Below are 12,095 nucleotides of genomic sequence, written 5' to 3' on the forward strand. Positions count from 1 at the left end.
TAAGGATGTAAAAACCAGCCGTGCGTTGCAGGGCGTAAACAAGAATGTACCATGAAAAGAAAACTGCTTTTAATAGTTATGATTTTGGGAGTACTTTTTCCATGTCGTGTTGCTGCTCAATCTCAGGAAATGCAGCAATTAGTTTTGAATATCGAAAAGCTGGCTCAGTTCAAACAGATTCTTACCGATATGAAAAAAGGCTATCAGATTCTGAACGGAGGCTATAACGTTGTTAAGGATTTATCGAAAGGGAACTTTAGTCTTCATGAAACTTTCCTTGATGCGCTGATGCAAGTCAGTCCAACGGTTCGAAAATATAAGAGAGTTGGTGATATCATCAAATATCAAGTACTGTTAGTAAAAGAGTATAAAGCTGCATTTAACCGATTCAGGAATAGCGGCAATTTCAGTGCGGATGAAATCGCCTATTTTGAAAAGGTATATTCTAAGCTATTCAAAGAGAGTATAAGAAATCTGGATGAGTTGACAACGGTCATTTCTGCCAATACCCTGCGAATGTCAGATGATGAAAGACTTGCCGCTATTGACAAGGTTTATGCTGACATGCAGGATAAGGTCTCTTTTCTTCGAAACTTTAATAACAATACCTCGGTCTTGGCAATCCAGCGAACTAAAGAACGCAATGACGTCAGCGCTTTGCGCAGCATCTACAAAGTAAATAACTAAAAACAAATTGGATTATGATGAATGAAAGCAAGGCTGCATTATTTGCAACCGTAGGACTGTTGTTGCCTATTGCCAGCCATTCACAAGGTCTGGCTGATGATATGAACAGTTTGCATAGCGTATTAGATCAATTATATGATGAGATGATGCCTTTATGCAACAACCTGTTGGGAGTTGGGCAGGGAATTGCGGGATTTGGAGCCATATGGTATATCGCGTCCCGCGTTTGGCGGCATATCGCAAGTGCTGAACCTATCGATTTTTATCCGCTTTTCCGTCCTTTTGTTATCGGATTCTGCATTATGATTTTCCCTTCCGTATTGGATATGATCAATGGAGTAATGAAACCTACTGTTACGGCAACCGCATCGATGGTGGAAAGTTCGAATAAAGCGATTGAATTACTACTACAAAAAAAAGAAGAAGCAATCAAGAGTACGAATGCTTGGCAGATGTATGTAGGTGAGGACGGGAGTGGTGACCGTGACAAATGGTACAAATATACGCATGATGATGCCAATCCTTCTGATGAGGGTAGCTTTGAAGGAATAGGAAATGATGTAAAATTTGCCATGTCCAAGGCCTCGTTTAATTTTCGTAATTCAGTAAAGGAATGGATGAGTGAAGTTTTAATGGTTCTTTTTGAAGCGGCTTCACTGTGTATCGATACCCTTCGAACTTTCCAACTTGTAGTACTTTCTGTTTTGGGGCCACTAGTTTTTGGTATTTCAGTTTTCGATGGTTTTCAACATACGATTACGGTTTGGCTGGCACGATACATTAATATTTACCTATGGCTTCCTGTTGCCAATATTTTCGGCAGTATCATAGGAAAGATACAGGAGAAGATGCTGCAACTGGACATCGTACAAGCGAATGATTATGGGGATACTTTTTTTAGCAAAACCGATATGGCCTATCTGGTGTTTATGATTATTGGGATTGTCGGCTACTTCACCGTTCCTTCGGTTGCAAATTATATAGTACACGCCGGTGGTGGTGGTGCCCTAGGTCAAAAAGTAACTAGTATTTTCAGCAATACTACAACTTCAGCTGTTAACAGTGTCTCCTCAGGTGCAGGAATGGTGGTGGATGGTATGGGTAATGCAGCAGGACGAATGTCTCAAAGCATGTCTGGATCCAGCAGTTCGTCTCCTTACTTCAAAGACAAGGAGAGTTATATGGGCGATAAATTAAAAGGCAATTCCTAACGGTTAAAAAAGCGCATTATGTTTAGTAAAATGAAAAATATTGATACGGCCTTTCGCCATGTACGCGGCTTTACTATGTTGGTGGTTTGCGGAAGTCTGATAATGAGTTGTTTTGCCCTTTATAAGAGTTTTAGTCTTGTATCGCAGATGCAAGAGAAGGTCTATATACTGGCTAATGGGAAGGCACTTGAAGCATATGCTTCAGACAGAAAAGACAATATTCCAGTGGAGGCAAGGGATCATGTGGTGACCTTTCATAAGTTATTCTTCACTCTTGATCCCGATGATAAAGTGATAAAAACTAATGTTACCAAGGCACTTTACCTCGCAGACGACAGTGCAAAACGAATCTATGATGATTTGAAAGAGAATGGGTATTATTCCGGCATAATTTCAGGAAATATCAGTCAAACCATACAGGTGGACAGTGTTAATGTAGACATTAATAAATATCCCTACCATTTTCGATGTTATGCCACTCAAAATATCGTGAGAACTACCAGTGCTGCCCACCGCAGTTTAATAACAGAGGGGAATCTTCGGAATGTTTCGCGAAGTGACAATAATCCGCATGGCTTTTTAGTAGAGCGATGGAATACGATCGAAAATAGGGATTTGAGTACCGAAAACAGAAAATAATAAACCTCATTTTATGCTATTCTCCTTTAAAAGAAACAATAAAAAGGCCCCCGACAAAGCGGATTACTTTCAAGGAAATCTGTTGCGGCAATTTGAAGAAGCCAATCTTCGAGTACAACATAAGTGCGCGCATTGGATGGAGAGAAAAACAGCCCATTTATCACGTAAAAGCTGGATTTTGATTCTGATCTGTTTTACAGTTTTAACGAGCGGTTACAGTATCTATCTGATGATTGGCAGTTTTTCAGATACTGCGATTAATGTTGAACCTATTACAACGATTGCAAAAACAACAAACGGCAGACAATTCAGTGCTGAAAAGGACAAGATAAACGTGTCAATCAGTACAGCTGAATTTGAAAAAATAGTTCGCTTTCGAAGGTATATGGAGCGTCTGGGACATAGCGCTACTGGGAAGAAAGTCCAAGACAGCATCATGCGATACCATCATGGATTATTGGATAGTCTTACAATAGTAGAAAAGTATTATCACTCACAATTTAAAAAATAATATCATGGAAGAAAAAAAGAAATCACCAAAAATGTTGAGACAACGCAAAATACTTTTAGTGATGCCATTAGTAGTGTTGCCCTTTATTACAATTTTGTTTTGGGTCTTGGGGGGAGGAAAAATGGATGCAGCGAATACTTCGGTTGCGGAAGAAAAAGGCTTTAATATAAAACTTCCCGACGCGAACTTGAAAGAAGGTCCTAATTTGGATAAAATGCATTACTATGATCAGGCAGCACTTGATTCAATTAAGCTAGAAGAGTTAATTAAGAAGGATCCCAACTATCTGACACCGTCTTTTCAGGAAGATTCAATAGAAACGGGTGCAGTCTCTACTTTTCGTACTCCTTCCGGAAAAGGGACTAAGGGCTTAAATGCCCTGATGTATCGTGATCCGAATGAAGTCAAAGTACATCAAAAGTTGGAAGCGTTACAAAGAGTAATAAATGCCCCCATTGCTCCGGCACCAAGTCGAAATTCGAAGAATTTTGGCAGTAGAAATGCAAATGCATTGCAGTCTGAAGAGGTTGACAAAATGGAAGAAATGATGACATCGATGAATACTCAAAGTAATGAACCAGACCCTGAATTGAAGCAACTCAGTGGTATGCTGGAAAGCATATTAGATATCCAGCATCCTGACAGAGTACAGGAAAAATTGCGAAAGGTTTCCGAATCCAAACGGGGACAGGTATTTTCCATTAGTACTTCAGCAGCGGAAGACAATATTTCTTCCTTGCAAACTGCTTCTTCAAATGGCGCCGTATCTGGTACGAAGCTTAAAGGCAATACCTTTTATACTTTGGATGACCCAGCAATAGCGGATTATGTTCAAAATGCAATAACTGCTGTTATGCATGAAACGCAGACTATTGTAAATGGCTCCACAATAAAGCTGAGGCTGAGCGATGCTATTTTTATCAATGGAGTTGAAATCCCAAAGAATAATTTTTTGTTTGGAACAGCATCCTTGCAAGGAGAAAGACTCCAAATAAAGATCAATAGTATTCGATATCAGAACTCGCTATTCCCTGTTGATCTCACCGTTTACGATTTGGATGGACTCATAGGTATTTACATGCCTGGAGCAATTAATCTTGAAGTGGCCAAAGCATCTGCAGACCGCGCTGTTCAAACACTAGGCGTTGCGTCTCTGGACAATTCATGGGGGGCACAAGCAGCTGGGGTAGGCATCGAGGCGGCTAAAACACTTTTCAGTAAAAAAGCAAAGCTTATCAAAGTAGTGGTCAAGGCAGGCTATGAGGTATTGCTTCGGGATGAAAATCAAAAACAAAAGGATTCTAATTAAAAACCTAAAAATATTAACTATGAAGAATTTAAAAACAATGGTAATGGTCTATACTGTATTCTTTACCATCAGCGCATTTGCACAGCAGGCAAAGACAAACCGGTTAACTAAAATTGAGTCCGATTCTGTATCTATTGGGTATTCAAAAACAACCAATATTGTATTTCCCTATGCTATTAAGAGTGTTGATCGCGGTAGTCAGGACATATTGGTTCAAAAAGCCAAGGGACTTGAGAATATACTGCAAATTAAGGCTGCACAACGGGGGTTCATTCAAACCAATCTTACCGTAGTTACAGCAGATGGAAAATTGTATTCTTTTGTTCTGAATTATAATGAGCAATCCTCTCAATTGAATCTCTCTGTGAATAAAACCGAACTAGTAGAGCGACAGGAAATTTATTTTTCAGATGAAAGTGGTAACAAGGAGGAGATACAAGAATATTCCAAGTTAGCTTTCTATGAAAAAAGCAAGATTCGAGGTGGAAAGGAAAATAGACATCAAATCAAATTTCAATTAAATGGAATTTTTATCCAGAACGATATCATGTATTTCAGGCTAATAGTCGAAAACAGTTCTAAAATAAAGTATGATATTGACCAGCTCCGTTTTTTTATTCGGGATAGTAAAAGAGTAAAACGAACCGCCACACAGGAAATCGAAATTACACCTACTTATATTCTCAATGATGTTGCGGCTGTTGAAGGTGAAGCAGAAAATACATTTGTGTTTGCGCTATCTAAATTTACAATTCCAGAGGATAAATACTTGGCGATCCAGCTGATGGAAAAGAATGGAGGCAGACATCTGGAACTAGATGTAAAAAACAAAAAAATTGAAAAAGTCAAAGTCTTACCGACTTTGTAGTTAGTAATCATTTAAATAAAAGAGTCATGAACGAGAAAAATTTTGAATACTTAAAAGACCAGATTAAGTACACCGGTTTCGGTGAAGCACTGGAAAATGAGTTAAAGGAAAAAATGCAGCAACAAACTCCGAGTTTTACGTTGAATCACGATGCTCATTACGGAAACGATATTGCAGTAGCAACATTGAATTTTAAGAAGTCGGATCAGAGTGATATGTATTTCTTTAATTCCTATAAGGTCGATTTGCAAAAAGACAATTCTAAGGAGTCATTGGAGCAGACCTTTTATATCAATAAGGGCAGTAATATTACTATGAAGGAAGCGTATAACCTTATGGAAGGAAGAGCAGTGAATAAGGACCTGACAAGTAAAGAAGGTCAGGTTTATAATTCTTGGGTTCAAATTGACTTTAAGGAATCTGACACTTCGGGCAATTTCAAACTGAATCAGTACCATCAGAACTATGGCTATGATCTGGAGTCAGCACTGTCCAAACATCCAATCAAAGAATTGGAAAATGCTAAATTCAAAGAAGATTTGATGGATTCCCTAAAAAAAGGAAACCTGCAATCAGCTACTTTCTTACAGGATGGTAAAGAAGTCAAGCATTATATTGAAGCCAATCCTCAATTCAAAACCATCAATGCATACGATGTGAATTTGAAACGTATTGACAACCGTCAAACTAAAGAGGAAAAGCAATCTGAAGGGCAAAGTACAGCAATGAAGCAAGATAATAAAAGACAGAGCCAAAGTAGCGATGATGATGGACCTGCCGCTCCGCAGGAAGCTAAAAAGAGAAAAAAAAAGCAGTCTAATTCAATGTAGATTCTGATGGAAGTATTAAAACCCTTATCCGATTTCTTTAATGCAATAGAGAATGATTACCGAATTAGCATCACGCATATCGGTATATATGTCGCTCTATTGCAGTTTAGAGCAGGTAAGGGTTTTATTAATCCAATACGGGCATACAGATACGAGATTATGGACATAGCCAAAATTTCTTCTCCTAAAACTTATTATAAATGTATGCGAGAATTAAGCGAATATGGTTACATTAAGTATGCGTCAACTCGTAAACGAAACCAAGGTAGTACCATTTACTTCGTCGATTCGTAAATTTTAAGTAATCATTTTATTTCATTTATAAATTCCGGCATCATGAAACAATTTACTTTTGACGATTTACCGAATATTATTGGAAAATTATTTGTAAAACTTGATAAGATTGAAAAGCTTCTCAAGGCAAGAAAAATCATTGATGCCGATAAAAATGAAGAGTTGCTAACAATCGAAGGCGCCGCTGAACTTTTAAAATTATCAGTAGCCACTATTTATACCAAAGTTTGTAAAAATGAAATACCAGTCAATAAACAAGGTAAGCGGCTTTACTTTTATAGAGCAGAATTACTGGACTGGATTAAATCTGGACGCATTAAAACTAACGCAGAAATACAACACGAAGTGGAACTGAAATTCAATTCCACTAAATACAAGTAGCAAAGCCAGTTCCCACTATAGGTCATTGTTTTAAACTTATTCTACGAGTTGTTTCTCTCTTTTTTGAATCTATAATTTTTGTATATATCTGAGTCGTTTTTACGTTTTTATGCCCAAGCATTTTTGATATGGTAAAAATATCAGTTCCTGAAGATATCTGTAAGGTTGCATAAGTATGTCTGAAACAATGAAACGTGATGTGCTTAGTAATACCTGCTTTTGCAATCCAAACTGGCAGTATCCGATCTACGTCCCATTTCTTTAGACCTGCAAAAACTTTATCATTTTCATTTACCTTTAATCCAAGAAGTTCAAAAGCATCGTCAGGTATTGGCATCGTTTCCATACCATCAGTTTTCTTTTGTTTAAACCTGATATAATAACCGTCATTTTCAATATATTCTACTTCCGACCACAAAAGTTTTGCGATATCAGAATATCTTACTCCTGTTAAAATTGAAAACATAGAAATCTGATAGACCAGTTCATTAGAACAAGGAGTTTCAAATAGTTTTTTTGCCTCTTCAAGTGTAAGAAAGTTACGTTGTGATTCTTGTTCTTTAATGGAATCTAAACCTGCATTAATGTCTGTTCTTAGTTTACCTTCTTTATAGGCTTTTTTCAAAGTCGTTCTGAGCTTATTTTGATAAGTCAACGCGGTGTTTCTAGATAATGTTTTTCCATTATCTCTTAAACTTTTAGCAGTTAACAGGTAATCTTTATAATCTTCCATTAACGAAATAGTACTATCCTTAAAACATAGATCCTGTCCTTCAAGGAAAGCCTCAAAATGAGTAATTGCGCAATTCCAAATATTGAGATTATTACCGATTTTTTTATGCCCCAATTTCTTAAAAAATTTTAGAAATGATTCATGACCAATGGCTTGCATTTGTAATTGTTCTTGTTCAAATTGAGTGTATATATTCTTTTTACTAATTTCATTTTGCCGTTTTGCCTGAATCAGCTCTGCTGTGCGCCTGTTTTGTATATTTGAAATTTTTTGAATTTGATTCTTTGGCTTTTTAAAAAGGTATAATTTTAAAAAATCACGTCTGGTAAACTTATTTATTTTAGTATTCAGTACAGGCGGATAAAAATCCAAATAAAGAGATATTCTTCCGTTTTTAAGCTCTTTTTGCCTCAATGTCACATTACTCTTTTCCATGGCCTTTTACATTAAATATTATATCGATATCATTCTTCGCAACATAATTAAACTTACCTACTGCATACTTTGATATGCCATGTCTCTGAATTAGCATATATAACGCTCCAGGAGATATTCCAAATTTTTGCTGTATCTGCGTTATAGTATAGCAATTCTCCAATCCCGGAAATTCTTGAGTTGGACGGAGCATAGATTGATCCATTGGAAGGGAAAAAAAAGTGTCCATGTCACATCTCCTTATAACTGTTCTTGTTCCGAATTTTGCAACATCAAGTTCTCCTCTTGAAATAATTCTGTAAATTGTTCTTCGGCTTATTCCAAATAAAAGGCTTGCCTGGCTTATGCTTAGGAAATCCTTTACTTTAACTACTTCAAGGGCAGGATTCTTGGTAGTCTCAGTTTGCTTGTTGCTTTGGCTAATCTTCGACTGTCTTACAAGGGATTTGTAGCCTTTGCTATTGCAGCTCAATGAGCAATAACGTGTTTTTGTTGTGCGTGCAGTAAATTCATTTTTACAGAATTCACAGATGCGTGTAATCTTGATGTTTGTACTCATAGAAATGTGACTTTAGGTGTCCCACTGTGACTATGTGTGTCTCTATGTGCCATAAATTGGCCAAAAAAATATTTTTTGTACCTCAAGTTTTTTGAGGTACAAATGAAGTACAAATTTAATCAAAATAAAGCATAATATCCAAAAGAAAGTACAAGAAAAAACGAGTTAAAATATTGATAATCAATATTTTAACTCGTTTGTTTGTTGTTGTTTTGTGATATTTTGTTCTGTTATTTTCCGATGCAGAAATTTGCAAATATGTTTCCTAGTAACTCATCATTAGTAACCTGACCGGTAATCATCCCAAAATGATACAAAGCTTCTTTGATATCCAAAGCCATTAAGTCGCTTGATAAGTTGGTTTCGAGCCCAAATTTTACTTTTTGTATTTCGTCTAAAGCTTTTAGTAAAGAATCGTAATGTCTTGTATTGGTTACGATTGTCTCATTGTTACGTAAAGCACCTGTATTTACAAACGAGAGCAATTGATTCTTTAAATTCTCGACTCCAATATTCTCTTTTGCGGAAATTGTTTCGAGTTTAATGCTTAATGTTTCCAGTTGTTTTCGGATGTTTAGTATTTCATTTTCTGAAAGCAAATCTATTTTATTGATAACAACAACCAACGGTTTCAAAGGAAATTGATTCTTGATTTTTTCAATTTCTATGATGTATTCAGAGCTTTGAACTTTAAACTTTAAGCTTTCAAACAAATACAAAACGACCTGCGCTTGTTCAATCTTTTCGAAAGTTTTACGAATCCCAATGCTTTCCACTACATCTTCCGTTTCACGGATTCCGGCGGTGTCTATGAATCTAAAACCGATTCCACCAATCACTAATTCATCTTCAATAGTATCGCGCGTTGTTCCGGCAATTTCTGAAACGATGGCACGTTCTTCGTTTAATAAAGCATTCAAAAGTGTCGATTTTCCCACATTGGGTTCACCTACAATCGCCACAGGAATTCCGTTTTTGATCACATTTCCTACAGCGAATGAATCAATCAAGCGTTTTAAGACAAATTCAATTCTGTTTAATAATTCATGAAATTGAGTTCTGTCGGCAAATTCTACATCTTCTTCGGCAAAATCAAGTTCAAGTTCTATTAGCGAAGCAAAGTTCAACAACTCTTCTCTCAATTTGGCAATTTCATTAGAAAAACCGCCTCGCATTTGTTGCATCGCAATTTGGTGTGAAGCTTCATTATCAGAGGAAATTAGATCTGCAACGGCTTCGGCTTGAGATAAATCAAGTTTGCCGTTTAGAAAGGCTCTTAAAGTAAATTCACCAGGATCAGCCATACGGCATCCTTTTCGAAGCAATAACTGAATGATTTGCTGTTGTATATAAGTAGAGCCATGACAAGAAATCTCAATAGTATTTTCGCCCGTGTAGGAATTCGGACCTTTGAATATAGAAACCAATACTTCATCTAGTGTTTTAGTGTCATCAATAATATGACCAAGGTGCAAAGTATGTGTTTTTTGTGTGGTTAACTCTTTATTTTTAATAGAACGAAAAACGGTATTACCAATAGTAATTGCATCTTCGCCTGAAATCCGAATTACGGCTATCGCTCCAGCTCCCGATGGGGTTGCTAATGCTACTATGGAATCATGAGGTATCATATTGTATTCAATTTTATGCAAAAGTAAGTAAAACTTATATGACAGCAAGACCTACTTATAGAACCATTGTCTTAAATTAGGGTTAAAAACTACTATGTGAGTTAATTACTGGATTAATTTGTTTATTTTTTGTAAATTTAAGTGAATAATTGATTAATAAATATCATGAAAAAAATTCTATTTCCAACGGACTTTTCTGAAGCTTCTATAAATGCATTCATTTATGCCTTAAAATTAGCCGATAGCATAAAAGGGGAGATTATCACTTTGCATGTTTATGATGTACCTCAAGTAGGTTATAATAATGTTCCAGGTGTTTTGAATGAAATTTATGATATTGTAGAGTTGGGTAATTTTGAGAATTATAAAGACCAAATTCCTTTTTTGAGAAGAATTGCAGAACAAAATAATATGGAACATATTAAAATTAGCAATGTTCTCGATAATGGTAATTTAATCAGTAAAACAGTAAAAATTGTTAAGGACGAGGATATTGATTACGTTGTTATGGGCACAAAGGGAGCAACCAGCTTAAAAGAAACTTTCTTGGGAACTGCAACTACAAAAGTGATGAATGCTACTAAAGCCATAGTGTTTGCCATACCAGAAAATTGTAAGTACAAGCAAATAAAAAAAATACTTTTCCTTACCAAATACAATTATGAAGATATCAAAGTGCTAAAAAAAGTAGTCGAATTTGCAACCGTATTTGAGGCACATATTGATTGCTTGCATGTGAAATCACCTCATCAAAAGGATAATGATACTTTTAAAGAAGAATGGCACAAAATTGCCAAGGATCAAGACATTACTTTGCATACCATCAGTAATAATGATGTTGAGGGTATAGTGCTGGAATTCATAGATTTAAATGAAATCGATATGATTACAATGCATGTTTATCATAAGAATTTTTTAGAAAAATTATTCCAAGTTAGCCTTTCAAAAAAACTAGCTTTTCATGTTAATATTCCAATTCTTGCCATTCCCGAATAAGAATTAACTATTGCGTTACTCATTTATACGTACCCATTTGATTATCAAAATAGTAAGATAATTTTTGTTTATTTTTTTTGATATTAATAGTTAAATACCTGATAATTATAATGTTAAATCTTTAATATAATGCTTATCTTTGATAGAAGAACTAATTTTAAATACTTGCTAAAATGAAAAGAATCCTATTTCCCACTGACTTTTCTGAAGTTGCCACAAATGCTTTTGTGCATGCTTTAGAATTTGCAAAAATAGTTCATGGAGAACTCATTTTGTTGCATACATTTGAATTACCGGTTTTTGATAATCAGTTTTTTCCCGAAAATTATGCTGTAATTTATGATTCTCTGGAACTATCGCAATTTGATATGTTTAAAGAAGAGATTCCAAAGCTGCGGACAATTGCTGAAGAACGCAATCTGGACAAAATAAAAATGTCTCACCGACTTATGGATGGTGATTTATTGTTTAATATCAAAAGATCCATTAAGGAAGACAAAATTGATTTTGTAATAATGGGTACTTCCGGAGCAACTGGATGGGAATCGTTTTTCTTGGGCACAAATACAGGTTCAGCAATAGCAAACATTGATATCCCTATGTTATGTATACCATTAGAAGCAAAATTCAAAAAAATTGAAACGATTGGATTTACAACTCGTTTCAGAGCTAAAGATAAAAAAGCACTTAAAACAGTTTTAGACATTGCAAAAAAAACAAATGCTAAAGTAAAATGTCTCTATGTGAAAACAAATGAATCTGATGTGTCAAAAGATACAATAGATAAATGGGAAACGGAGTTCATGCAAGAACCAATTGAGTTTTTTGTTATCAATAGCGACCAGGTAAAAGAAACAATTTTAGACTTTATTTTATATAAAGAGATTGATATATTGACTATGCTTACTTATAAGAGAGGTTTCTTTGAAGGATTATTTAAACCTAGTTTCACTAAAAAAATGGCTACAAATTTTGACATTCCAATTTTAGCTATCCATATTGATTGATGTT

13 protein-coding genes are annotated in these 12,095 nt (G+C 35.5%); 10 read left to right on the forward strand and 3 right to left on the reverse strand.

What is annotated here, in order from left to right; genetic code table 11:
- Positions 1-51 precede the first annotated feature (51 nt).
- The 8 genes from BUC23_RS14980 (at position 52) to BUC23_RS15020 (ending at position 6,730) form a co-directional block, all read left to right on the forward strand.
- Positions 52-687 carry a hypothetical protein gene (locus BUC23_RS14980; protein ID WP_073210841.1) on the forward strand — a complete coding sequence of 212 codons (636 nt, stop codon included), beginning with the start codon at positions 52-54 and terminating at the stop codon, positions 685-687.
- A gap of 101 nt (positions 688-788) precedes the next feature.
- A complete protein-coding gene (gene traJ / locus BUC23_RS14985; RefSeq protein WP_244153822.1) occupies positions 789-1,898 on the forward strand; it encodes a conjugative transposon protein TraJ in 1,110 nt (369 codons plus the stop codon).
- Between the two features lie 30 nt (positions 1,899-1,928).
- Positions 1,929-2,537: a conjugative transposon protein TraK gene (traK, locus tag BUC23_RS14990; protein ID WP_279625708.1), complete on the forward strand. Its 609-nt coding sequence runs from the start codon at positions 1,929-1,931 to the stop codon at positions 2,535-2,537.
- Between the two features lie 13 nt (positions 2,538-2,550).
- Complete coding sequence (locus tag BUC23_RS14995; RefSeq protein ID WP_073210847.1) at positions 2,551-3,048, forward strand: hypothetical protein; 498 nt, start codon at positions 2,551-2,553, stop codon at positions 3,046-3,048.
- A gap of 4 nt (positions 3,049-3,052) precedes the next feature.
- Positions 3,053-4,357: a conjugative transposon protein TraM gene (gene traM, locus BUC23_RS15000; RefSeq protein WP_073210849.1), complete on the forward strand. Its 1,305-nt coding sequence runs from the start codon at positions 3,053-3,055 to the stop codon at positions 4,355-4,357.
- A 19-nt stretch (positions 4,358-4,376) separates the two neighbouring features.
- A complete protein-coding gene (traN, locus tag BUC23_RS15005) occupies positions 4,377-5,225 on the forward strand; it encodes a conjugative transposon protein TraN (protein WP_073210911.1) in 849 nt (282 codons plus the stop codon).
- 26 nt (positions 5,226-5,251) lie between these two features.
- Complete coding sequence (locus tag BUC23_RS15010) at positions 5,252-6,055, forward strand: hypothetical protein (protein ID WP_073210851.1); 804 nt, start codon at positions 5,252-5,254, stop codon at positions 6,053-6,055.
- A 336-nt stretch (positions 6,056-6,391) separates the two neighbouring features.
- Positions 6,392-6,730 (forward strand): helix-turn-helix domain-containing protein, encoded by a 339-nt coding sequence (locus tag BUC23_RS15020; protein ID WP_073210855.1) that lies wholly within the window; start codon positions 6,392-6,394, stop codon positions 6,728-6,730.
- A gap of 22 nt (positions 6,731-6,752) precedes the next feature.
- On the opposite strand, the gene BUC23_RS15025 is transcribed toward BUC23_RS15020, so the two are convergent.
- From BUC23_RS15025 to mnmE, 3 genes are all read right to left on the reverse strand, one after another.
- Entirely contained in the window at positions 6,753-7,898 is a 1,146-nt protein-coding gene (locus BUC23_RS15025) for a site-specific integrase (protein WP_073210858.1), read from the reverse strand.
- A complete protein-coding gene (locus tag BUC23_RS15030; protein WP_073210859.1) occupies positions 7,885-8,457 on the reverse strand; it encodes a helix-turn-helix domain-containing protein in 573 nt (190 codons plus the stop codon). Before BUC23_RS15030 ends, BUC23_RS15025 begins: the two co-directional genes overlap by 14 nt.
- Positions 8,458-8,687: 230 nt before the next feature.
- Complete coding sequence (mnmE, locus tag BUC23_RS15035; RefSeq protein WP_073210861.1) at positions 8,688-10,088, reverse strand: tRNA uridine-5-carboxymethylaminomethyl(34) synthesis GTPase MnmE; 1,401 nt, start codon at positions 10,086-10,088, stop codon at positions 8,688-8,690.
- Between the two features lie 165 nt (positions 10,089-10,253).
- On the opposite strand from mnmE, the gene BUC23_RS15040 reads away from it, so the two are divergent.
- Positions 10,254-11,084 carry a universal stress protein gene (locus tag BUC23_RS15040; RefSeq protein WP_073210863.1) on the forward strand — a complete coding sequence of 277 codons (831 nt, stop codon included), beginning with the start codon at positions 10,254-10,256 and terminating at the stop codon, positions 11,082-11,084.
- Between the two features lie 173 nt (positions 11,085-11,257).
- Complete coding sequence (locus BUC23_RS15045) at positions 11,258-12,091, forward strand: universal stress protein (RefSeq protein WP_073210865.1); 834 nt, start codon at positions 11,258-11,260, stop codon at positions 12,089-12,091.
- Positions 12,092-12,095 lie beyond the last annotated feature (4 nt).

This window comes from Flavobacterium xinjiangense, from assembly GCF_900142885.1.
In the GTDB taxonomy this organism is placed as follows: Bacteria; Bacteroidota; Bacteroidia; order Flavobacteriales; family Flavobacteriaceae; genus Flavobacterium; species Flavobacterium xinjiangense.

What these genes read in the sequence shown, in the direction of transcription:
- BUC23_RS14980 (WP_073210841.1), top strand. Translation starts at nt 52, where the DNA reads ATGAAAAGAAAACTGCTTTTAATAGTTATGATTTTGGGAGTACTTTTT.
- traJ (WP_244153822.1), top strand. Translation starts at nt 789, where the DNA reads ATGAACAGTTTGCATAGCGTATTAGATCAATTATATGATGAGATGATG.
- traK (WP_279625708.1), top strand. Translation starts at nt 1,929, where the DNA reads ATGAAAAATATTGATACGGCCTTTCGCCATGTACGCGGCTTTACTATG.
- BUC23_RS14995 (WP_073210847.1), top strand. Translation starts at nt 2,551, where the DNA reads ATGCTATTCTCCTTTAAAAGAAACAATAAAAAGGCCCCCGACAAAGCG.
- traM (WP_073210849.1), top strand. Translation starts at nt 3,053, where the DNA reads ATGGAAGAAAAAAAGAAATCACCAAAAATGTTGAGACAACGCAAAATA.
- traN (WP_073210911.1), top strand. Translation starts at nt 4,377, where the DNA reads ATGAAGAATTTAAAAACAATGGTAATGGTCTATACTGTATTCTTTACC.
- BUC23_RS15010 (WP_073210851.1), top strand. Translation starts at nt 5,252, where the DNA reads ATGAACGAGAAAAATTTTGAATACTTAAAAGACCAGATTAAGTACACC.
- BUC23_RS15020 (WP_073210855.1), top strand. Translation starts at nt 6,392, where the DNA reads ATGAAACAATTTACTTTTGACGATTTACCGAATATTATTGGAAAATTA.
- BUC23_RS15025 (WP_073210858.1), bottom strand. Translation starts at nt 7,898, where the DNA reads ATGGAAAAGAGTAATGTGACATTGAGGCAAAAAGAGCTTAAAAACGGA.
- BUC23_RS15030 (WP_073210859.1), bottom strand. Translation starts at nt 8,457, where the DNA reads ATGAGTACAAACATCAAGATTACACGCATCTGTGAATTCTGTAAAAAT.
- mnmE (WP_073210861.1), bottom strand. Translation starts at nt 10,088, where the DNA reads ATGATACCTCATGATTCCATAGTAGCATTAGCAACCCCATCGGGAGCT.
- BUC23_RS15040 (WP_073210863.1), top strand. Translation starts at nt 10,254, where the DNA reads ATGAAAAAAATTCTATTTCCAACGGACTTTTCTGAAGCTTCTATAAAT.
- BUC23_RS15045 (WP_073210865.1), top strand. Translation starts at nt 11,258, where the DNA reads ATGAAAAGAATCCTATTTCCCACTGACTTTTCTGAAGTTGCCACAAAT.